Origin of the sequence: Microcoleus sp. Pol11C3 (genome assembly GCF_036701485.1) — a bacterium.
GTDB lineage: Bacteria > Cyanobacteriota > Cyanobacteriia > Cyanobacteriales > Microcoleaceae > Microcoleus.
Map to the genome: position 1 here is coordinate 43978 of NZ_JAUBQW010000013.1, position 24009 is coordinate 67986.

The 24009-nt window shown below is 46.1% G+C and carries 15 protein-coding genes; 11 read left to right on the forward strand and 4 right to left on the reverse strand.

Features of this window, described 5'->3' with window-relative positions:
• The first annotated feature begins 54 nt into the window (after positions 1-54).
• The 3 genes from metK (at position 55) to QUA40_RS05735 (ending at position 5073) form a co-directional block, all read left to right on the forward strand.
• Complete coding sequence (gene metK, locus QUA40_RS05725) at positions 55-1317, forward strand: methionine adenosyltransferase (RefSeq protein WP_333122629.1); 1263 nt, start codon at positions 55-57, stop codon at positions 1315-1317.
• 204 nt (positions 1318-1521) lie between these two features.
• Positions 1522-2697 carry a family 10 glycosylhydrolase gene (locus QUA40_RS05730; protein WP_333122632.1) on the forward strand — a complete coding sequence of 392 codons (1176 nt, stop codon included), beginning with the start codon at positions 1522-1524 and terminating at the stop codon, positions 2695-2697.
• A gap of 459 nt (positions 2698-3156) precedes the next feature.
• Entirely contained in the window at positions 3157-5073 is a 1917-nt protein-coding gene (locus QUA40_RS05735; protein ID WP_333122634.1) for a HEAT repeat domain-containing protein, read from the forward strand.
• Between the two features lie 47 nt (positions 5074-5120).
• Here the strand turns inward: QUA40_RS05735 and QUA40_RS05740 are convergent, their stop codons facing one another.
• Positions 5121-5327 carry a hypothetical protein gene (locus tag QUA40_RS05740; RefSeq protein WP_333122637.1) on the reverse strand — a complete coding sequence of 69 codons (207 nt, stop codon included), beginning with the start codon at positions 5325-5327 and terminating at the stop codon, positions 5121-5123.
• Positions 5328-5631: 304 nt separating this feature from the next.
• Between QUA40_RS05740 and QUA40_RS05745 the strand changes: the two genes are divergently transcribed.
• A complete protein-coding gene (locus tag QUA40_RS05745) occupies positions 5632-7596 on the forward strand; it encodes a HAMP domain-containing sensor histidine kinase (protein WP_333122639.1) in 1965 nt (654 codons plus the stop codon).
• Between the two features lie 195 nt (positions 7597-7791).
• On the opposite strand, the gene QUA40_RS05750 is transcribed toward QUA40_RS05745, so the two are convergent.
• From QUA40_RS05750 to mnmG, 3 genes are all read right to left on the reverse strand, one after another.
• On the reverse strand, positions 7792-8706 hold the full coding sequence (locus tag QUA40_RS05750; protein WP_333122641.1) for a DUF4435 domain-containing protein: 915 nt from the start codon (positions 8704-8706) through the stop codon (positions 7792-7794).
• On the reverse strand, positions 8696-10099 hold the full coding sequence (locus QUA40_RS05755; RefSeq protein ID WP_333122643.1) for an AAA family ATPase: 1404 nt from the start codon (positions 10097-10099) through the stop codon (positions 8696-8698). Before QUA40_RS05755 ends, QUA40_RS05750 begins: the two co-directional genes overlap by 11 nt.
• Before the next feature lie 525 nt (positions 10100-10624).
• Positions 10625-12541 carry a tRNA uridine-5-carboxymethylaminomethyl(34) synthesis enzyme MnmG gene (gene mnmG / locus QUA40_RS05760; RefSeq protein ID WP_333122646.1) on the reverse strand — a complete coding sequence of 639 codons (1917 nt, stop codon included), beginning with the start codon at positions 12539-12541 and terminating at the stop codon, positions 10625-10627.
• A gap of 558 nt (positions 12542-13099) precedes the next feature.
• Between mnmG and QUA40_RS05765 the strand changes: the two genes are divergently transcribed.
• The 7 genes from QUA40_RS05765 to QUA40_RS05795 all read left to right on the forward strand — a co-directional run bounded on the left by QUA40_RS05765 (position 13100) and on the right by QUA40_RS05795 (position 23807).
• A complete protein-coding gene (locus QUA40_RS05765) occupies positions 13100-13429 on the forward strand; it encodes a hypothetical protein (RefSeq protein ID WP_333122649.1) in 330 nt (109 codons plus the stop codon).
• A gap of 198 nt (positions 13430-13627) precedes the next feature.
• Positions 13628-15157 carry a photosystem II chlorophyll-binding protein CP47 gene (psbB, locus tag QUA40_RS05770; protein ID WP_333122652.1) on the forward strand — a complete coding sequence of 510 codons (1530 nt, stop codon included), beginning with the start codon at positions 13628-13630 and terminating at the stop codon, positions 15155-15157.
• Between the two features lie 142 nt (positions 15158-15299).
• Positions 15300-15395, forward strand: coding sequence for a photosystem II reaction center protein T (locus QUA40_RS05775; protein WP_083622085.1), 96 nt, complete (start codon positions 15300-15302; stop codon positions 15393-15395).
• Positions 15396-15589: 194 nt separating this feature from the next.
• Complete coding sequence (gene nrdR / locus QUA40_RS05780) at positions 15590-16147, forward strand: transcriptional regulator NrdR (protein ID WP_333122655.1); 558 nt, start codon at positions 15590-15592, stop codon at positions 16145-16147.
• Positions 16148-16411: 264 nt separating this feature from the next.
• Positions 16412-17581: a 30S ribosomal protein S1 gene (locus QUA40_RS05785; RefSeq protein WP_333122657.1), complete on the forward strand. Its 1170-nt coding sequence runs from the start codon at positions 16412-16414 to the stop codon at positions 17579-17581.
• Between the two features lie 365 nt (positions 17582-17946).
• On the forward strand, positions 17947-19356 hold the full coding sequence (locus tag QUA40_RS05790; protein WP_333122660.1) for an adenylate/guanylate cyclase domain-containing protein: 1410 nt from the start codon (positions 17947-17949) through the stop codon (positions 19354-19356).
• A gap of 233 nt (positions 19357-19589) precedes the next feature.
• A complete protein-coding gene (locus QUA40_RS05795; protein ID WP_333122663.1) occupies positions 19590-23807 on the forward strand; it encodes a chemotaxis protein CheB in 4218 nt (1405 codons plus the stop codon).
• The last annotated feature ends 202 nt before the right edge of the window (positions 23808-24009 follow it).

Below are 24009 nucleotides of genomic sequence, written 5' to 3' on the forward strand. Positions count from 1 at the left end.
TCGTTGGTCGTCGATGTCGCGCAGGAAGAGCCCATATCTAAGGAGAAATAATCATTGTCACGCCGCTACCTGTTTACCTCTGAATCGGTCACTGAAGGCCATCCCGATAAAATCTGCGATCAAATTTCAGATACGATTTTAGATGCCTTACTGACCGAAGACCCTAAAAGCCGCGTCGCAGCCGAAGTTGTCGTCAACACTGGGTTGATGCTGCTGACAGGAGAAATTACCACTAAAGCTCATGTAAATTACATAGAGTTAGCGCGGAAAAAAATAGCCGATATTGGCTACATCCACGCTGACAACGGCTTTTCGGCCAATAGTTGCTCAGTGTTGGTAGCCCTTGATTCTCAGTCTCCCGATATTGCTCAAGGGGTGAACACAGCCCACGAAAGCCGGGAACAATCGAGTGAAGAGGAATTGGACGCCATCGGCGCTGGCGACCAAGGCTTGATGTTCGGCTTTGCTTGCAACGAAACGCCAGAATTGATGCCTCTGCCGATCAGTTTAGCGCACCGGATTTGCCGTCAACTGGCCGCAGTCCGCAAAACAGGTCAGTTATCTTACCTGCGTCCCGACGGCAAAAGCCAAGTTACGGTGATTTACGAGGACGGCAAACCTGTTGGCATAGATACGATTTTAATTTCTACCCAGCATACCGAAACGATCGGCGATATCACAGAAACGCTCGCAGTTCAAGCCAAAATCAAAGAAGATCTTTGGGCCGCAGTCGTCCAACCCGTGTTTGCCGATATTAACGTGAAGCCGGATGCAGAAACTCGCTTCCTTGTCAACCCCACGGGCAAATTTGTGGTCGGCGGGCCTCAAGGAGATTCGGGTTTGACGGGCCGCAAAATTATTGTGGATACCTACGGCGGCTATTCCCGCCACGGGGGCGGCGCTTTTTCTGGGAAAGACCCCACCAAGGTAGACCGCAGCGCGGCTTATGCTTGTCGCTACGTTGCTAAAAATATCGTGGCGGCCGGTTTAGCCCAAAAGTGCGAAGTGCAGTTGAGTTATGCGATCGGCGTTGCGCGGCCTGTTAGCATGATGATCGAAACTTTTGGCACTGGAAAAGTTGATGACGATCGCCTTTTGGAAGTTGTGAAGCAACATTTTGAACTGCGTCCTGCGGGAATCATTCAGGCATTTAACTTGCAGAATTTGCCTGCTGAAAGAGGCGGCCGTTTCTATCAAGATGTGGCGGCTTACGGTCACTTCGGACGCACTGATTTAGATCTGCCTTGGGAGCAAACTGATAAGGCAGAACTTTTGAAAGAAGCTTTGAGCCAGAAGTTGTCTGGAGTAGCTGGATAGTACAATTTTGGGGCGTGGACTGCGCCCCTTATCCATAAATAATATCGGGTGCTACCAATGAATTTAGGGTGCGTACTCCGTACCTTATCCATAAATAATATAGGCGGTTCTTCGGCGCATCTTATCCATAAATAATACCGGGTGCTACCAATCAATAACGTAGCGGGCGCAGTGCCCACCTGACAACAAAAAAAGATTAAATAAATGCGACTTTTCACACCTTTCCAATCAGCAATTCGCAGTTTTGCCTCTTCCCTCCAACAGCGGTTGGCGACGACTGGATTTTCTGCACCAACTCCAGCAACGCTGCCAAGTTCGTTTGCGACTAACACTCCTGGTGGAATTCGCGGCGTTTGGATACCCACCACTGACTGCAAAGTTCTCACATCAAAAGAGCGAATTGCTGAGGCAATGGACTTTCTCGCCGATACGGGATTTAATACCGTTTTTCCTATAATTTGGAGCCAGGGCTATACGGCTTATCCTTCTAAAATTATGCGAGAAAAATTTGGGGTGGAAATTGACTCGCGCTATCAAGGTCGCGACCCCTTAGCAGAAATATGTGTTGAGGCCAAGAGAGTTGGTTTAAAAGTTATTCCTTGTTTTGAATACGGATTTGTGAGTTCTTACAATAGCAAGGGCGGTCATTTGCTGGCGAAAAAACCTGAGTGGACTGCCCGTGATGCCAGCGGCAATTTACTTAAGAAAAATAACTTTGACTGGATGAATTCTCTTGACCCGGAAGTACAAGACTTTGTGATGGGGTTGATGCTGGAAGTTGCTAAGAATTATCCGGTAAACGGCGTTCAAGGAGACGATCGCATTGCGTTTCCGGTAGAAGGCGGTTACGACGAAAAAACAGTTAAACGCTATCGAGAAGAGTGCGGTAGGGCAGCACCATCGGATTGTAAAGAGCAACAGTGGGTGCAGTGGCGTGCTAATATTATTACTGAGTTTGTAGCTCGTTTACACCGAGAAGTGAAAGCTATTAATCCGGATTTGTTGCTATCGATGTCGCCGAGTCCTTATGACTGGGGACTGGTGGAATATTTGCAAGATTCTAAAGCTTGGGTTGACAAAAATTTGGTCGATCTGTTTCACCCGCAGTTTTATCGCCGCGATTTTAATGCTTACAAACAATTGGTCGATAAAATGATTGGGGGACAGCTTAGCGGGCAGCAAGTAAAGTGTGTGTCGCCCGGTATTTTGTTGACGAATCGAGCCAGCAAATATAGCATAACTCCCGAGCTGTTGTTGCAAGTAATTGCTTACAACCGCTCTTGCGGCATTCAAGGAGAAGTGATGTTTTTTTACGAAGGTTTGCGAGAGAACGATGACGCTTTGGCTAAGGTTTTGAAAAAAGGGCCCTATGCTCGTTGAGAGATTGTCCCGCAATCAAGCTGTTTCCGGTTGGCCGCGGTCAACCGCGCCGATCGCTATTTCAAACCAAGTTGGTATAAAATAAGATGTTGCACCATTCTCAATAAGCTTTTATTAACAGGCAAGATGCCTGTTCCACAAAGGGGGAATTTTCTTGTGGAACAGGCATCTTGCCTGTTGCTGACAATGGTGCAAGAGGTGAGTATAAAATGATATAGCAGAGCTAGGCCAGTTAAAAGCGCAGCGATGCCAAGCAGCAAGTGCTACTAATTGTCAAGGTGATTGCCCAAACAAACCCAATAATTAATAATTGGGGAGTTGCAAAAATAGTGGAATAAGACATATTTTAGAAGTGGGTGCAAGCTTTTTTTTAGAAGTAGCGTTTTGTAGACGCCATATTTTTTAAAGACAGTTTAAAAGAGCAATCTCAACCGCTCGCCAAAATATTAGGATAAATCAGTGAACTCAGCAGCAAGCCTCATCCAACAGCTACCCGAGCTCAGCGATGCTCAATTCCATCAAAAATATTTGAAACAAAAACAAGGGATGCGAACCTTGGCGACTATATTGCCGCAAGTAGAACAGCAAAGTCTAGCTTTGCGGGCAGTAAAATTAGCTCTAAAAGTAAATTTAAAACTCGGCTCCAAGTTAGCAGGAACAGTAAAGCCAGAATTTCAAATAGCCACAATAAAATTAATCGACAAAATCCCCACTTCACCGTTGATCAAAATTCAACTGCTGGCCCTAACAAGTTCCGATATGGCAATTCCGATGCTGGTGGCGGCATTGAACCACAAAGAAAGTGCAGTGCGCCTTGATGCGATTCGAGCGATCGGGAAAATTGGCTCCGAAACAGCAGTAATTGAATTAGCCCGATCGCTCGAATCCAAAGATTCCCAAATCCAAGCTTGGGCCGCTTGGGCTTTAGGAGAAATTGACTCGAAACCAGCCGCCGTAGCACTGCTCAAAGCCCTCAACCACAAAGCCTCCGGGGTGCGCGCCTGGGCTGTTTGGGCCTTGGGCAAAATTCACCCCAAAACAGCCGTCCCCACGCTGCTGAAAGCCCTCAAACACCAAGACTCTGAGGTACGCTGGCGGGCAGCCGTCAACTGCGGAAAAATCGGCGTCTCTGAGGTAGTTCCAGGGCTGCTGAATGCCCTCAGAGACGAAAATCACATCGTCCGCGCTAGAGCGGCGGCGGCTTTGGGGAAAATCGGCGATTGTGAGGCAGTACCCGGCTTAGTAGAATTGCTTCACGATGATCCAGACTCCTATGCAGTTTCTTTGAGGGCCGCCGAGGCATTGGGACAAATTGGCACGGAAACGGCTGTGGCCGGGCTGGTGCAAGCCCTCAACCATGACGACTCAGACGTGCGCGGCAGTGCAGTTTCTGCCTTGGGAGAAATCAGCAGCGAGGTGGCTATGGTGGCGGTAATCGGGTCGCTCTCGGATCGAGACATTTTCGTGCGCGGCAGGGCGGCGGTTGCCCTTGGGAACATCAATACAGAGGGAGATGCGAAATTGCCAAAAATGGTGGTCGCGGGACTGGCGAGCGCAATTGGCGACAGCGAATCTTATGTGCGGTGGAGAGTTGCTGCTGCTTTGGGGGAAATTGGGACAGAGGAAGCTGTGGCAGGTTTGGTGCGGCTGCTGGGAGACGAAACTTCTGGAGTGCGCCAAAACGCTGTTAAATCCCTCGGTCAAATTGGCTCAACGGCTGCTATTTTGGCTCTGGAAACAGCTTTAAATCGCGAATTTGCTGACGTTCGTGCGCTGGCTGCCCAATACTTGGCGGATGTCAGGACTGAGGCAGAAACCGTTGATTTTGAACCCTCTGTTTCCCCAGATTTATCGGGTGAAAAACTGCCGCAAATCCTGATTGCTTCGCAAGCAGAAGCCAGCGAATACATTGTTGAGCACGCTGCGGGGCGCGAGATTAAATACCTGATCTCGATCGGCAGTCCGGGTGTTCCCGAACCCAAAACTTTTCATCAAATCCCAAACCGAATGTGCCTGGAGTTTAACGACCTCGACACCCCCGTTGACGACCCCGATCAAATCTTGCCTACCCTTGAGGATGTACTGAAAATTATTGACTTCGCCCTCAAAATATCGTCGCACAGAGGCAGTTTGCTGATCTGCTGCCAAAGTGGGATCAGCCGTTCAACGGCCACAGCTTTGACTGTGTGTGCTGCGCTGTTGGGCCGTGGCAAAGAACGGGAAGCTTGGGCGTTAGTGCTCGCCGCCAGACCCCAAGCCAAGCCGAATCGCTGGATGGTACACTTGGCCGATGAAGCTTTGGGTAGAGACGGTAAGCTAGCACTCGCGATCGAATTGACAACTGCCCCTCCAGAACTCGCAATCGCCAACAGTTGACTCGCAGAAACCGGGTTTCTTTTCGCAAGCCCTACAGTTATACTCAACTAACGACACTTCACCTCAGACTTGTCTTTGCGGGGCAACGATGCCAAAAGTCGATCGCCAGGGTGCAAAAGTTCGATCGGCTGCCGCATTTGTGACATTCTGTGGTCTGAATTCGTAAAATGCTCAACAAAAATCGTCAAGCAATCGTCGCATTGCTGGCAGCGAAAGTCCAAAGCGAAGAAATCGGGTGCATTGTCAACAGACAATATCAGCTTTGGGCTACTCACAGGCAAAACAGGTCAGAGAGAATTTTCTGCCTGAAGAATTCCATGCTTGGACAAAATTTTCTTGATTTTGCCTGCTACAGACTTTTACAAGCCGAAAAAGTAATTTGACAACAGCCATCAACAGTCTAATTATCTATTAGACATCCACCAAATTTAAGTTTATCCTCTGACTCAACTAGAGTTTCAGATGCTTTTTCACAGATGTCTACGGTCAAACAGACAAGCTTTTCCATTTGGATAACTTAAGAGTGTGGTAGATTTCAACAGAATACAGGGGTTGCATATGTCAAAAATTAACTTGCTAAAAAAAACAGGGAACGAAGCAAGTTTATCGGTTGCAGTTTCGGAATACCAGGGCGAACTCAATCCAGAGTTAGAAACATATAACCCGCAGAAAGAACCTGTGGCAACGCAAAAGGTAAACCCAAAAAATAGCAAAGTAGGTAAACTGATGCCGCTCTTTATTTCTGAACAAGTCGCTTCTATAGAAACTCCACATAAGAAAATCCCCCGCCAGGATTTTGTAGAAATGTCATGCTTAAAAGTCCGCAAAATGTTGCCATCTAAAATTGGCGGTTGGTCTATCCATAAAAAAATTGGTGGCGGGTATTTCCTGGCAATAGGAATCGGATTTATTGGCTCCATGAGCGGGCTGGTGATTGCCGATTACTACCAAGGACAAGGATTAAAACAATTCAATGATGCTCACCTACAAGCGCAATTGCTCGGAAATTTTAAAGATGCAGCGCTGGCGGCACAATTGCAGGGAGCACAGCTAGATTCTTTGGTAGAGAATCCTGCCAATCTGAAACAGAAAGAAGAGCTGTTTGTCAAGAGTATTGTTCAGGCAAAAGAGCAGCAGTTACGTATAGAGAAGTTTGTCGATAGCCAACCGGCTTGGCTGGCAGCAAAGCCGGAAGTTCTCAAAAGTTTACTGCAAGATTGCACGGAAGATTTAGAATCCTACGCCGATACTCTCAAGTCAACTTTGCAGAAAATCCAGCGATCGCAACTGTCACCTCCGGAGATAGAGTCGACCAGAAAACTTTTGGCGACAGAAAGCGGAGAAGGTCTAAAACAGCTTAACAGCAGCCTTGAGGAATTGAGCAAAATCCTCGATATTGCCCAGCAGCAAGAGGGGCAAGGCGGTGAAGTGATGGAGGAGGCTCAAGGAATGGAAAAAGCCATAATTATTATTAGTATGCTGCTGTCGGTATTGGTGGCTGGAATGGTGGCTGACCGCACCAGTCGGGCGATCGCTAAACCAGTCGTGAGCGTCACTCAGATTGCCAAACAAGTGGCCGCCGAGTCGAATTTTGATTTGCGAGCCCCCGTCACCGGACAAGACGAAATAGGCTCATTAGCTGTGTCTCTCAATCACCTGATCCAGCGGGTTTCGGAACATACAAAAGAATTGAAACAAGCTAAGGAAGCCGCCGTCACCGCTAACACTGCTAAAAGCCAGTTTTTAGCAAATATGAGCCACGAGTTGCGGACGCCTTTAAATGCGATTATCGGCTACAGTCAACTACTTTCAGAAGATGCCGAAGATGCGGGATGTGATGAGTTTGTACCCGACTTGGACAAGATTCAGAAGGCGGGCACGCACCTGCTATCTTTGATTAACGATATCCTCGATTTGTCAAAAATTGAAGCTGGGGGGATGAAACTCGAAATCCAGGAGTTTGACATCGAATCCCTGGTTGACAATGTTGCGAGTGCGGCGAAACCGTTGGTAGAGAAAAATGGCAATGTTTTAGACATAGAGTGCGATCGAACTGCGGGTATCATGCACGCAGATTTCAAAAAAGTGCGGCAGGTTTTGATGCACCTGCTGAGTAATGCTGCGAAGTTTACCAAAAACGGTAGGGTGAAACTGACTGTCAGGCGCATTGAAGGCAGTGGTAAATTTTATGCAGCAGGGCGATCGGCGATTGACAATTCAATGCCTGCCGATGAAACTCCTTCTGCGGCGATCGCTTGTCCCCTCCTGAATGTTGAAGAGTCGGATTGGATTTGCTTATCGGTTAAGGATACCGGAATTGGAATGTCGGAAGAACAACAGCACAAATTGTTTGAAGCTTTTGTGCAAGCTGACTGTTCATCAACGCGACCGTACGACGGCGCCGGATTGGGCCTGACACTTAGTCGCTACTACTGTCAGATGATGGGCGGCGAAATTTTGGTGGAAAGCGAGGAGGGTAAAGGGTCTATTTTCACTGTGCGGATACCGGCAGGAAATGGGTGATGTGATGTTTGGGCGAGAGATGTAGGGAGTACGCCAAGGGGCGAAAATTTATGTTTCAAACCTCTGGCTTTATGTCGAAATGCTTTAGTATTGTCAGTGGGGGCTATCGCCACCCGCCTATTTTTTGTAGAATAACATAATCTTACCAGTCATCAAACGGCTTGATGCACTCAATCTCTATCTCTTAGTCTAGGTTTATTTACTCATACGCCTTGTAAGCTCTTGAAATAGTTTTTCTTGCATCAAATAATTTACATCCAAACAACATCGCAAAGCAGCAAATGCAATCTCTGTTTCAGTAAACCCTTTTTTATTATTTGGAAGATAAGGCTCAATATACCAGCAAAAAAGCTGAATAAAATCATGTCCACGTATCTTGTTCCTAATTTCTGATATATTTTTATTTCGGAGTTCGTTGACTTTATCTAAAAAAGCAATTTTCTCTGACTTTCTATTATTCTTATTTAGGTATTTCTCAACAAAGACATTTGAATCAAATTCAAGTGGATCACCTTTTCGTCTTTTTTTATTAAAGCAGTCTTTTAATGCACCTGGTAACAACCATTCCATTTCATAACTCAAAGATTGGTTAGCGGCTCTAAGTAAAAACATTTCTTCAAGAATAGGGTAAATATTTGTGAGAATATTCACAGCTTCTAAATCATCTTTACGTAACGCCAACCTTAAAAACTTTTCAATAATATTAGAATCAAAAAGATACATATCAATTGAGGTATAGTCAGTAAATAGTAAAAGTTCAGATTCTATACTTGAACTTCCTATTAAGTCATCAAAATCTCTGTCAGCAATACAAACAACGTGAGGAAGGCTTGTTGTTTCAAAAAGCCTTTGCAGTTGAAAAGCCAAAAAAATCACTCGACTACGATTACTGTCATTTAATCCTAGTGCAAAAAGCTGATCAGTAGGTATATCTACAGTATCAATTTCGTAAACAGCAACGTTTTTTGTATCTAAATTAGATTTCTCCAAAAACCATTGAATGATAGACTTATCAGTTAATCCTTCAACATACACATCATCACGTAAACTAGGTTCAAGGTCATACCGAGCAACTAACTCATCTAATTTACGGCGTTTCTCATCTTCCATTTTCAATCTCGTTGCTTACATCTTGTAGCTTAACTACATTCCTTCTATATTGAGCTAGTAACTCAATAGAATGAGTAGCAAGTAAAAACTGGACTAAGCTACCCTTCGTAAACTCAAGGAGTACATGAATAAGTTGCCGCTGCCATTTAATATTTAAAGATATTTCAGGTTCATCAATGATAAAAATTGTGGCTTTATCTCTTGCAGTTAAAGTATTACAAAGCAATAGCAGCAGTTGCTTTTCACCAGATGAAAGTGATTCGGGAGAAATCTCTTGACCATTTCCAGTTGCGGCGATCTTCAACCCGGTTCTAACGTGCAACTCAATCTTTTTATCATTAAAAAAGCTATTAACTGTACTTACAAAAAGATCCAATAAATCTTGTGTCTCTTGCAACGCATTTAGTCTTGCTGAAACGCTATCAAGGTAGGGTTTTAAGACATTCCAAATAATAGGAAGAGTTGCTTCACTATTATTATTGCCAATTGTACGGATTAGATTTTGAGTGTCTAGTGGTGACATTAAACCAAAGTGAGAAAATTCTTTACTTCTATCTTCTTCGGCTTTTAATCTTTCAATTAATTGTTGTGATGAGTGTGGAAGATCCTCCGATACTATTTCACCTGAGGTAATAATTCTTGAAATAATCTCTTCATACAGATTATGAACACTGGCCGACCCTCTATTAGATCCTTTGAATTCTTGCTCTTGAATCCAATTTTCAGTACGGGCTATAGAAGTTCTTAATGCAAAATCTCGATCTATATTGGCAACGTGAGATGACGTTCTTAAAAACCGTCGCGGATCTAGACCCATACGACGATTCTCCGACATAAGAAAGAATTGCTCAAGTTCTGTTTTTTCTGACTCAAATACATCGCTGTTGAGAACTCTATCGTCACCAAGAAAAAATACACTTAACTGAAGTTCCGATAACCTTCTTAAAAAATCTCCATCTAAACCCTGGGGTATTCCCCTCTCATCGATTTTATATTCAACTTTGGAAACATTCTTACCTTTTTCTAGAAGTTCAATTTGAAAAGGTCCAAGTAACTTCTTTTCTTCACGAGAAACTACTATATCGGTTCCACCAGCTAGCGAAACAGCAAATTTAGCAAAAGGTATTTGCGCTATGAAAGAACGATGTCTTCTGTCTTCCGAAAGAGAAAGAAGATGAAAAAGTAGTTTAAGAATAGTGGTTTTTCCAGAACCATTATCACCATATAAAATAAACAATGAGCTTAATGAACCTGTACTTGCTACTTCTTTTGAAAGATCATAAGTGTACGTACCGAACAACTTTTCGATTTCAATACGAGTTACCGAGAGAGGAGATTCTGCTGATTGACTATTAGTTTTATCGATAGCAAACATAGTTGTTGGTTTAGACATAATTCTAGACCCTTACCTTAAAAGTGACAAAAGCTCCTTAAAGAGCCTTCACCAAAAAATAAATTTTGGTATTCAGAACGTCTTTACCGGAATTTCCTCGACCCAAGTGGGTAACGGGATGTCGTGCTTAGAGCATTTCTGCTGCATCCATCTCTTTAATATAGTTCATGATTTTGATCTGTGTCAATAGTCGTTGTTGAGTTTAGCGTCATCAAAGATCCACCACAGCAAAATCGAGGAGGTAGCTCATTCCCATTGCTTTAATTCCTCTTCTGGTTGGGGTTCAAAGAAAGCGTCCACGAGTTGTCCGGTGAGTAAACCGGCAGTGCGGGGCTATGTACGCTCTCTCCATAAACCCAGGCGAAAGTAGTCAATCAAGTCATAAAGTTGTGCAAGGTTATCTTCGGGGATGTCTTGCAGTTTTTGGATAATCTTCTGGATCAATATAAATTAAATTCTCCCGTGGTTGGTGGTTAATTAATCATCTGCCGCTGGTTGATCGTAGTCAAAACCAGCAACATCAAATTATTTTCCCACACCAGCCGGCTGCTGACGGTTTCGCACTTCCAGAAAAATCAACAAAGCATTAACATCAGCCGGATTCACCCCACCAATTCTCGACGCTTGGCCAATAGTCAGCGGCCTCACCTTAGTCAACTTTTCCCGCGACTCCTTTGAGAGAGTTGTAATCGCCATATAATCCAAATCCCCCGGCAATTGTCGGCGTTCATGTCTGACAATTTCATCAATTTGATTTTGCTGTTTTTGCAGATACCCAGAATATTTGATATCAATTTCCGCACCTTCTTTCTCAGCCAACTTCAGACTAGAATCGCCTAAATTGTACCGTTCCAAATCGACATAATGAAAACCCGGACGACGCAACAAATCAGCCAGAGTAATCGAACCTTTAATCGATTGTTGAGTCTCATCAAAAATCTGCTTGCCAACTTCCTCGTGTTCTTTCACCCGCGTCGAGTACAAGCGTTCCTTCTCCGCCACAATATTAGCTTGTTTGCGATCGAATAACTCCCAGCGGCGATCGCCAATCAAACCAATTTCCCGTCCCAGCGGAGTCAAGCGTTGATCCGCATTGTCCGATCGCAACAATAGCCGGTATTCCGATCGCGAAGTCAACATCCGGTAAGGTTCCCGCAAATCCTTCGTACACAAATCATCGATCAGAGTACCGATATAACTTTGCTCGCGAGGAAAGACAATCATCTCCTGATTTTTCGCAAACCGAGCCGCATTAATACCCGCCACAATCCCCTGTGCAGCCGCCTCCTCATATCCAGTCGTACCGTTCACCTGACCCGCGCAAAATAGACCTTCAATCTTCTTAGTCATCAGCGTTGGAAAGCACTGAGTTGCCGGCAAATAATCATACTCCACAGCATAAGCAGGGCGCATCATCTCGCACTTTTCCAAACCCGGAAGAGTCCGCAGCATTTGCAATTGCAAACTTTCCGGTAAACCAGTCGAAAAACCTTGGATATAAAGTTCAGGAATATCTCTCCCTTCCGGTTCAATAAAAATCTGGTGGCTTTCCTTATCTGCAAAGCGCACGATTTTATCTTCAATACTCGGACAATAGCGCGGCCCCTTCGCATCCACCCAGCCGCCGTAGACTGGAGAAAGGTGCAAATTATCTCTAATTAACTGATGAGTTGCTGGCGTAGTTCGAGTCAAATAACAAGGCATTTGTTCGCGTTCCACCCAAACTTCTGGATCGAAACTAAACCAGCGAACCTCTGCATCTCCCGGCTGCGGTTCCAGGTTGGTATAATCGAGAGTACGCTTGTCAACTCTTGCCGGAGTTCCTGTTTTTAACCTGCCAGTTTCAAAGCCCAAACGGTTGAGAGTTTCCGTCAAACCAACGGCGGCAAATTCTCCGGCGCGTCCGGCGGGCATTGACTTATTACCTACCCAAATTGTGCCACCTAAAAAAGTGCCTGTGGTAAGAATTACTGCTTTGCATTCAAAAGCGACGCCGAAGTATGTTTCAACTCCGATAACTTCTTCGTTTTTGCCCAACACTAAGTCTGTAACCATCGCTTCGCGGATGGTCAAATTCTCTTGATTTTCGACAATATTATTCATCACAGCGGCGTATTCCCGCTTGTCTGTTTGCGCTCTCAGCGCCCACACTGCGGGGCCTCGCGAAGAGTTGAGGATGCGTTTTTGTAGGTAGGTGCGATCGGCCATTTTGCCAATTTCCCCGCCTAACGCATCCACTTCGTTAGTGAGTTGAGTTTTAGCCGGGCCGCCGACAGCGGGATTGCAGGGTTGCCACGCAATTTTGTCGAGGTTGAGGGTGAGGAGAAGAGTGCGACAGCCGAGGCGAGAAGTGGCGAGGGCGGCTTCGCAGCCGGAGTGTCCGGCACCAACTACGATGATGTCGAAACTGTCTTGGAATTCTACTGGTGTTTGTGCGGTCATGGTCGGTGTTTGAGTTGCAAAGACTCGTACTTTATTTTAGCAGTAATGTCGATTGTTTTGGGATTGGGTTTTTAGCAAAAATATTGATGGGTGATTTTTAACCGCAGATGAACGCAGATGAACGCGGATGGATGTCTGGTGTAATCTGAAGTTTGTTGGTTGATTAGGATAAAATTCGGGCATATTAATTGAGCTTAAGATTATGCGATCGCCAGCCAGGAACCAAAAGAGCAAAATTACCACAACCTTGTTAGGCGCCGAAGGCACATTAGAATGTTTAGAGATTCCTGACGGAACCCAGCCGCTGTGAGAAGTATTTCCCCTGTAAATGCTAGGAATTGTACTCGACTTGAACAATCAAAGATTGGATATTTTGCCGATCGACCCAGCAGAAACCCCTCTCATAATTAGGTAAATTTATCCCCAACAGCTAGAAAATTACCTACCTCTTCCCTGCTCTTCCTTCGCGTCCTTGGCGTCTTCGCGGTTCAATAATTCCGTAATCTTGCAGTTTTGCGCTATGTTAGACAAAAAAATCTCAACAAGCGTACACAACAAATGAAATATTTTTTCTTATCCGACGGGTGGAAAGTTGGGCGAGTCTGGGGAGTCGGCGGCGAGTGGAGTTACGCCGCTTGGAGACGCCACCCCGACATTGTACAACTAGACCTCTGTCTGTGCGATCGCAAAGAAAAAATGTGGCTCTACCGCGTCGAAGAGGCTGTACTCATGGTAGAAGTCAAACCCACAGCCTCCGCAGATCCGAACGATCCTGCCAAAAACATCGGCAACGTCGTGCTCACCAGACTCATAGATGCCGAGCAAGTCCTCGAACGCCTCGGGACGATCGCCGCCCGCTGCGAAATGGGCAACTCGCAACTAATATAATGCCCAACATATTGCAATCGGTTCTAACACTCGATACACTTCTTTAAATAACTTTCATTTTTATGCTTCCACCTTTGAAGGTAGATGGCATTCGGCAAAAGGCAGAGTTTAAAGCCCGCAGGTAACTGCTCGGGATTCAGAATCTGCATTTTCCGTCAAAATAGACATCATCACTTACACCTTGGAGAACCGCAGTCAATGGGACTACCCTGGTATCGCGTACACACAGTCGTCTTAAATGACCCAGGCAGATTGATTTCTGTACATTTAATGCACACTGCCCTCGTGGCAGGTTGGGCCGGCTCAATGGCCCTTTATGAATTAGCAGTTTTTGACCCCACAGACCCAGTTTTGAACCCGATGTGGCGTCAAGGGATGTTTGTGCTCCCCTTCATGACCCGCTTGGGAGTCACGGGTTCTTGGGGCGGTTGGAGCATCACCGGCGAAGGTAACGTCGATCCTGGCTTCTGGTCTTTTGAAGGCGTCGCCGTCGCTCACATCATCCTCTCGGGCCTGCTGTTCTTAGCAGCAGTCTGGCACTGGGTATTTTGGGACTTAGAACTTTTCAGAGACCCTCGCACCGGCGAACCCGCCCTCGACTTGCCAAAAATGTTTGGCATTCACCTGTTCCTCTCCGGCTTGCTTTGCTTCGGCTTCGGCGCATTTCACCTTTCGGGACTTTTTGGCCCGGGAATGTGGGTGTCCGACCCCTACGGCCTGACCGGTCACGTCCAGGCAGTGGCGCCTTCTTGGGGCCCTGAAGGCTTCGACCCGTATAATCCGGGCGGCATCGTGGCTCACCACATTGCAGCGGGCGTAGTCGGCGTAATTGCCGGTTTGTTCCACTTGACAGTGCGGCCGCCGGAACGTCTTTACAGAGCCCTGCGTATGGGGAATATCGAAACTGTACTTTCTAGCAGTATCGCTGCCGTGTTCTTCGCAGCCTTTGTGGTTGCGGGTACGATGTGGTACGGTTCTGCTGCTACTCCGATCGAACTTTTTGGCCCGACTCGCTATCAGTGGGACGGAAATTATTTCCAACAAGAAATCGATCGCAGAGCTCAAGCTAGCTTGGCCGCAGGTCAAGGCTTCCAAGAAGCTTACGAAAAAATTCCCGAAAAATTGGCTTTCTACGACTACGTTGGCAACTCACCTGCTAAAGGCGGTTTGTTCCGCGCTGGCGCGATGGTCAACGGCGACGGCATTGCTAAATCTTGGCTGGGTCATCCAGTATTTACTGACAGTGAAGGTCGGGTATTGTCGGTTCGCCGCCTACCCAACTTCTTTGAAACTTTCCCAGTAATTTTGACTGACAAAGATGGGGTCGTTCGTGCTGACATCCCCTTCCGCCGCGCTGAATCAAAATACAGCTTTGAACAAAGCGGAGTTACTGTCAGCTTCTACGGTGGCGAACTTAACGGTCAAACCTTTAATAATCCTCTAGATGTTAAGAAGTTTGCTCGCGCCGCCCAAAAGGGTGAAGTATTTGAATTCGATCGCGAAACCTTGAATTCTGACGGTGTTTTCCGCACTTCGACTCGCGGTTGGTTCACTTTCGGACACGTTTGCTTTGCTTTGCTATTTTTCTTCGGCCATCTCTGGCACGGTTCTCGGACTATTTTCCGCGACGTGTTTGCTGGAGTTGAGGCTGACATGGAAGAACAAGTCGAGTGGGGCTTGTTCCAAAAACTGGGCGACGTGACCACAAGAAGAGAAGAATCTCTGTAGATTACGCCAGCCTCTGGGTAGCGGGGAACTTCCCCGGTACACAAAAACCCGGTTTCTTGAAGAAACCGGGTTTTTTTAGTTAATAATAAAAGCAGTAATTAAGATAAAATAATACGGCAAGGGAAGATAGGGAAAATTTAACATGGAAAGTGTTGCTTACATTTTGATTCTGGCTTTAGCCTTAGGTGTACTATTTTTTGCGATCGCCTTTCGGGAACCTCCCCGGATTGGCAAATAATTAGCTAGACGCCTGCAGCAAATCCAAAAAATCCTGAACCGGACTGCGGTCAGCCCGCATCATTGCATCGAATCTGGTGCGGGACTATTCCACCGGCGGTGTGCTAAGTCATTTTTCTAGTCCAGCCATTCATCAGACCCCAAGCGGTTAGATGAGTGGCAATTTGCTGGCAATGCCTGTTACAATCAGCAATCATGCGCTGTTCCTCCTGCCAACACACAAATAGCCGCGTTCTAGAATCGCGTTCAGCCGAATCCGGTCAAAGCATCCGTCGGCGGCGCGAGTGTTTGAGCTGCCAGCACCGCTTCACAACTTACGAACGCATAGAATTTGTGCCGATTACGGTGATTAAACGGGACGGCAAGCGCGAATCTTTTGACAGGTCAAAATTAGTCAGGGGATTGATTCGGGCCTGCGAAAAAACAGGTTTGTCTTCCGGGCATCTCGAAACTCTGGCAGAAGAAATCGAGGCGCAACTCCAAGGTCGATCGCTCCGAGAAATCGCCAGCTCCGAAATAGGGGAACTGGTGCTGTTGCACCTGCGCCCACTCAGCGAAGTTGCTTATGTCCGTTTCGCCTCAGTATATCGGCAATTTCGAGGCATCCGAGATTTTGTAGATACCCTAAATCACCTTCAGAATCCCCTCAACGAAGCTGAAGATGCAGAAACTGGGACAAATTTTGACGCAGATTTGCCGGATTCCGAAGCAGTCGATCGAGAAAGCCCAGCATCCTGCGCTACTCCCAGCTAAGCTCGCTTAAATTAATTTTAAACCAGTATGCGCGTAAGTTATAATGGTCTACTTGACTCGGAATGTTAAGATTAAACGTTTTAACACAGAGTATGGAGTAACAGTAATGGCAAGCGCTGGTGTGCAGTTGCACCCGGCAAAAGTTAGCAAAAACTGACTTTAGTAAAAGATTTGGAAAAAAGTTAACCCCTTTTTCACCAAAATCTCGAATATCTGCCGGCACACGAAAAACATGAAGGAGAGAAATCCTAGGAAACTATTCGCATGGTCAATCTCAAAACCACAGTCAAAGACATCGGCTTTACTCACGAAGATTTTGCAGCCCTACTTGATAAATATGACTATCACTTTAGCCCGGGCGATGTAGTAGCGGGTACAGTTTTTAGTATAGAACCCAGGGGCGCTCTGATTGATATCGGTGCTAAAACAGCAGCGTACATTCCCATTCAGGAAATGTCCATCAATCGAGTCGAAAGCCCAGAAGAGGTATTGCAATCAAACGAAACCAGAGAATTTTTCATTCTAACCGATGAAAATGAAGACGGACAATTAACCCTGTCCATCCGGCGCATCGAGTATATGCGGGCCTGGGAAAGAGTGCGACAACTGCAAGCAGAAGATGCCACAGTACGATCGCAAGTATTTGCCACTAACCGCGGCGGCGCACTCGTGAGAATAGAAGGCTTGCGAGGCTTTATTCCCGGTTCTCACATCAGCACCCGCAAACCGAAGGAAGAATTAGTCGCCGAAGAATTACCATTAAAATTCTTAGAGGTAGACGAAGACCGCAACCGCCTAGTGTTGAGTCATCGTCGCGCCTTAGTTGAGCGCAAGATGAACCGCCTCGAAGTCGGGGAAGTCGTCATCGGTACAGTACGCGGTATCAAGCCTTACGGTGCCTTTATCGACATCGGCGGCGTCAGTGGCTTGCTGCACATCTCGGAAATTTCGCACGATCACATCGATACGCCTCATAGCGTCTTCAATGTCAACGACGAAGTAAAAGTGATGATTATTGACTTGGATGCTGAGAGGGGCCGGATTTCTCTCTCCACCAAGCAGTTGGAACCGGAACCCGGCGCGATGGTTAAAAATCGCGAATTGGTTTACGAAAAAGCTGAGGAAATGGCAGCTAAGTTCCGCGAGAAAATGCTGGCTCAAAAGCAAGCTAAAGCTGGCATAGACGTTCCTGTAGAAACTGATGCTGATGATGACATCTCCGACGAAATACTCGAAGATGTGCCCTCAGCAATGGAAGAGGATCTGCCAGAAGAAATAGCACCTGAAGCAGCAGCACCTGAAGCAGCAGCACCTGAAGCAGCAGCACCTGAAGCAGCACCTGAAGCAGCACCTGAATCAGCAGCACCTGAAGCAGCAGTACCTGAAGCAGTATTAGATGTAGAGGAAGAAATCCCTCCTGCGACGGAAGAATAACATCTCAGTTAGTGTGATTAAAAGAGGGAAAATTCCCTCTTTTTTTTTTGAGTTAGTCATTAGTTATTAGTCTTTAGTCGCTGCTGGGTGGTTGACAATTCCCCCTTCTTAATTACCGAGATTTAAGATATTTCTGTAGACCGATGCAGCGATCGCACTTTTAATTAAAAGAAGTGATAGCGCGATCAATCTGCCTAAATAGGCATGGTCTTCATCGTGCTAATTTGTTAAGATTTATAAAGACCAGAGATATCCGCACAGGTGCAAACTCATCAGAATTCTCACGGTAGAACTAACCAGACGAGCAAAGTATACAACAAAATTATTATAAATTTCTTGCCCTGACGCTCAAAGGCAAGTAGATCATGAACATCGAATTATTAAAAGAAAAATTAGAACAGCTAAAAAAACGCCCCAATTGTAGCAAAGGAACGATCGACCAAATCGAAAAATGGTTAATCGGTTCCCACATTTTGCAGAGATTGAGAATTAACCCTTACTACATAGCAGGCGAGACAGTCAAGAATATTAAAAGAATTACTTCGGAATTTCTGCACGGAGTGAAAGCCGGTGCTTTCGACTTGCATTGGGATATTCACTGCCCACACTGCAACATGATTACAGACGAATTCAAGGATTTGGCAGACACATCAGAAATGTCTTTTTGCCCGATGTGCGAGCGCGAGTTTCAAATTGATTTGCTCGATCGTGTTGAAGTTACTTTTTCCTTAAACAAAGAAATCGAAGACCCGCAACTGCGACCCATCTGCGCTCCCCCTCCCGTACTCCAGAACAAACTGCAACTGGTAACACCTTTATACTGCACCGAATCCGAGACTGTCACCTTAGAAAAAGGTCGATACCGCTACTGCTGTCCCCTGACTTTAGCTAAAGGGATTTTAAAGGTTGAAGGCGCAGAAACAGAAGACATACAAGAAATTAAACTCAAGCAGTTAGCCGATTCAGATTTTGACAAAACAGACCTAGCCGTGCGTCCGGGAAAAGTCAAGATAGAATTAACTAATACCGAGCACAATTTGTCCGGGCTGATTTTGCATTCAGATGAATTGCCCGATGAATTGACATTAGAACAACTGCCCCTACGGCTATCAGGAATGCAACTGCTTCATCACCCCGATTATAAGCGTTTGTTCGGCGATCAAGTAATATCGGAAAGAGAGCGAGTCAAGATTCGGGCGATTACTATTATGTTTACTGATATTACCGGTTCTACCAGAATGTACGAAACGCTGGGAGATACGAAAGCTTACAATATTGTGCGCGATCATTTTGAAATTTTCTTTGATTCGATCGAGAAATTTGGCGGAAAACTAATTAAAACCATCGGCGATGCCGTCATGGCTTCCTTTATCAGCAACGAACAAGCAATTATGGCGGCCGTCGGTGCTGTGGCCCGTTTAAGAAAATACAATTCAACTCGCCAACAAGCAGAGTGGGTTCAAGTCAGAATTGGCATTCACCGAGGTACGGCTTTGCTGGTAAATCTTAATAATTCGATCGACTATTTTGGTTCCACAGTCAACAAAGCTGCCCGGATTCAAAATCTTTCTAAAAGTGACGAAGTTTCGTTTTCCGAAGATGTTTACGGCGACCAAGCATTTTTAACAGTATTAAAAGCTGCTGGAGTCTCCGAAATTCACAAACGAGTTGAAGATTTAAAGGGAATACAAGGCGCACAAGTCACTTATACTGCTAGAATTAATACGGAATCAGTAATCGCACTTTCTGCTACACAGGTCGCTGAAATAAGCTAAGTAGGTAAGCAGATATACTACTTAGTTATTGCCAGCATCTCGTTACGATCGCCCCAAGAGCAAATAGAGTGCTTCGATCGCCCTCAGATAATGGCTCCACCCGTTTAGCTCATCCGGAAGCAACTGCTGTTAGGATGGCAACCTAACCTCTGATAAAAATAGTCTAAATTAATAACCGGCACGCTTAGCAGATATGTTTGCCGCTCAATAACGGAAGTCGAGGACTTCACATCATGACTTCTCCTCCATTATCTCCAGAAATTACACCCGAATCGATCGCACCAGCCGCCCTCGACAGCGAACAATTAGCCACAACCGAGGCCCCCTTTCCCATTGTTGGGATTGCCGCCTCAGCAGGAGGGCTGGAAGCATTTACGGATTTACTCAGCCATTTGCCAGTAGATACGGGTATGGCGTTTGTGCTGATTCAGCATTTAGCCCCCGATCACAAGAGTTTGCTGAGCGAGATTCTCGCGAGAACGACGAAAATGCCTGTTAGTGAGGTAAAAGACGGGATGGTTGTAGAGCCGAATCAAGTCTACATCATTCCGCCCAACACCAAAATGGTGCTATCTCAAGGCGTGCTGCAACTATCACCCCGCGAGAAGATTTATGGCAAATATATGCCGGGAGATGCGTTTTTTACCTCATTGGCGATCGATCGCGGACACAAAGCAATCGCCGTAGTTTTATCCGGGGGAGACGGAGACGGTTCACTCGGGCTCAACGCCATCAAAGTAGCCGGAGGTATGACTTTTGCTCAATGTCAAGACACGGCAAAATTCGATAGTATGCCCAATACCGCTGTTGCCACAGGGAATGTCGATTTCGTTCTACCACCGGATAAAATTGCCCAGGAACTGGCAAACTATAGTCGCAATCCCCTTCTCACGGACTCGGTTCACCTGACAAAAGTTGAGGAATCGCCCGAACAGGGAGATGCCCTGGCAAGTATTTTTGCACTGCTACAATCGACCACAGGCGTAGATTTCAGCGACTACAAACCCACGACGATCGCTCGACGCATCCAGCGACGGATGGTGTTGTACAAGCTCGATAGCTTAGATGATTATGCCCAACATCTTCGACACAATTCGGCTGAAGTCACAGCCCTGTATGGAGAAATATTGATCCACGTTAGCAGTTTCTTCCGTGACCCCGAAGCCTTTGAAAAGTTAAAAGAGCTGGTTTTCCCCACGATTACCCAAAATAAATCGGCCGAAATTCCGATTCGGGTTTGGGTGGCGGGATGTTCGACAGGTGAAGAAGTTTATTCGATCGCCATTTGCTTGTTAGAGTTTTTGGGCGATCAAGCTATCCAGCCACCGATCCAGATTTTTGCCACGGACATTGGCGAACAGGCGATCGGCAAAGCGAGGTCTGGCGTCTACTCAGAAAACCAGATGGTAAATGTTTCACCAGAGAGACGTACTCGCTTCTTTATTGCCGAAGCAAGAGGTAGTTATAGAATCAGCAAGGCAGTCCGCGAACTCTGTGTATTTGCCCGACAAGACTTAGGCAGCGACCCGCCTTTTTCCAATATCGATTTAGTTAGCTGTCGTAATGTGCTGATCTACTTGGGAGAGTCATTGCAAAAAAAAGTGATGCCTATTTTCCATTACAGTCTGAAGCCAACGGGCTTTCTCCTGTTAGGCACTTCTGAGAGTACCGGAGAATTTTCCTACTTGTTTACTTCAGTGGATAAAAAGTCTAAAATTTATGCCAAAAAGTTGACTGCGACTCGTCTCAATTTTTCGTTTACGCCGAGTTCCTATCCGGTAGCTAAAGCACGTGAACGGCAGGAAATGAAGGACAATTTTACGAATAGCTTTGATTTACAACAAGAAACTGACCAACTTATTTTAAATCGATATGCCCCAGCCAGTGTGGTTGTCAACGAGCAGATGAAAATCTTGCAAGTGCGGGGAGACATCGATCCTTACTTGAGAGTGGTAGCCGGAACGCCCGACTTAAACTTGCTGGCAATGGCAAGGGCAGGCTTGCTGGTTGAGCTTCGCACCGCGATTTATCAGGCACAAACTCAGAACGTAACCATTAGGAAAGAAAGGGTATTGCTTGAATTGGGCGGACGAGCATCGAGTCTCGTCAATTTTGAGGTGATTCCCTTCCTGCCACAGGCAGTCGAAGGACGCTACTTTTTGGTGGTATTTGAAGAGGCTTCACCCCCGGTGCTTAACTTCAGCACCCTCCCTTCTGAAAGCTTAGAGCAAGCTGATTTAGTGCGCGAAATTGAGCGGCTGAGGCAGCAACTTTCAGTCGCTAACCAAGAAAAAATTGCGGCTCAAGCCCAACTGCAAGCCGTGATCCAGGATCAGGAAAGTCTCAACCAAGACCTCAAAGTTGCCAACGAAGAAATCCTATCGAGCAACGAGGAGTTGCAAAGCACCAATGAGGAGTTAGAAACTGCCAAAGAAGAGATTCAAGCCACTAACGAGGAACTCACTACTACTAACGATGAACTTCGCAGCCGAAATATTGAACAAAGCCTGGTGAATAACGATCTGATAAATTTGCTTTCCAGTATCAATATCCCTATCTTAATGCTGACAAACGATTTACAGATTCGACGTTTTACGCCAATGGCACAGCAAATTTTTAGTGTGATTCCCACAGATGTTGGACGACCTTTTAGCGACATCCGCTCAACTCTGAACGTTCCCGACTTGGAACAGATGATTTTGGAGGTGATTGATACTCTCCAGACGAAAGAACAAGAAGTTCAAACTTTATCGGGATATTGGTACAACCTCCGCATTCGTCCTTACCGGACAACGGAAAACCAGATTGACGGTGTGGTAATGGTTTTGCTCGATATTGATGCTCTTAAACGCAGTGCCAGAACCTTGGAGGAAGCGCGAAACTACGCTGAAACCATTGTGGAAACTGTGCAAACGCCTTTAATCGTGCTAGATGCTGATTTCCGAGTGAATAAAGCAAATCGATCGTTCTATGAAACATTTCAGGTTTTATCCTCAGAAACAGCAAAGATTTCGCTGTTTGAGCTAGGAAATGGGCAGTGGAATATCCCCCAATTACGATGGATCTTGGAAGATATTCTAGTTAGTGATGTTCAGCTTGAAAACTTTGAGTGGGAATACCTATTTGACCAGATCGGGCAGAAAACTATGCTGCTGAATGCTTGTAAACTTCAACGAGAAGACCAAGCTTTAATGATTCTGTTGTCGATCGAGGATATCACGGAGCGCAAGCAGTATGAGGTAGTACGATCGCAGTTATTACTGCAGGAACAGTTGGCTCGCCAACAGGCAGAAATGGCCAACCGTAGTAAAGATGAATTTCTGGCGAATCTCTCCCACGAGCTCCGCAATCCCCTGACTCCGATCCTGGGGTGGTCACAAATTCTGCGCTCTGGCAAGCTTAATGAAGCACAGGCTATTCGCGCTCTAGAGGTGATCGAGCGCAGCGCGAGGGCGCAATCTCAGTTAATCGAAGATATCCTGGATATTTCCCGGATTACCAGTGGCAAGCTTCAACTGTGCGTTTGTCCGATCGATCTGCGGTTAGTGGTGCAAGCCGCGCTGGAGGGGGTTCAATTATCAGCCGAAGCAAAAAACATTCAAATGGTTTCGCAGTTGATTTCTACGACTGTTTTAGGGGATATCAATCGCTTGCAGCAAGTTGTGTGGAATCTTCTGTCTAATGCGATTAAGTTTACTCCGGCGGGAGGACGAGTAGAAGTCATGCTATCGATGATCGAGAATCATGCTCAACTTCGAGTCAGCGATACGGGAAAAGGCATTGGGGCAGAATTTTTGCCGTATATTTTCGATCGTTTCCATCAAGGCGATTCCAGCAGCGCTAAGGCGAATCAAGGGCTGGGATTGGGTTTGTCGATCGTGCGTCACCTGGTTGAATTGCACGGGGGAACGGTGCAAGCCGAAAGTCCGGGTGAGGAACAAGGAACTACAATGACTCTGAGATTGCCATTGCAATCGCTGCCTCCAGAGTTGACATCGGCGATCAATTTAAAGTCAACTGGTTTGGTAGGGCCTTTAAACGCCTCTAGCGAGCGGGTTCCCTCTCTAAAAGGCTTGCACATCTTAGTCGTAGACGATCAGATGGATACGTGCGACTTCTTAAAATTTGTGCTTGAAGGCTACGGGGCGGAGGTTTTGGCAGTTACATCTGCCAGAAGTGCGATCGCTGCTTTGACGGAAAATCCGGGCAGATATGATGTGCTAATCTCCGATATCGGAATGCCAGAGGAAGATGGGTATTTCTTAATTCGAGAAGTGCGAGCTCTGGCTGCAGAAGCCGGAGGAGAAATCCCAGTGGCGGCGCTGACTGCGTATGCGAGCGATAAAGAACGCGAAAGGGCGCTAAAAGCGGGTTTTCAAAGGCATATGGTTAAGCCGATCCAGCCCGTTGTATTAGGATTAATGGTGGCTAATTTAGTAGGACGATTTTAATTGATTGGGAGTTTTGAGTTGTGATGTTTGAGATTAGATTAGGCAGTTAAACTCTTGTCCCCCCCTTCTTAAGGGGGGTTAGGGGGGATCTCCGGATCGAGATTAGGAGGATGATGACCAAATACGCTTGCGTTAACGCTCTTTATCCCCCGGAGTTCCCCCTCGCATCCCCCTTAAGAAGAGGAGTAGGGGTTGACTTTGA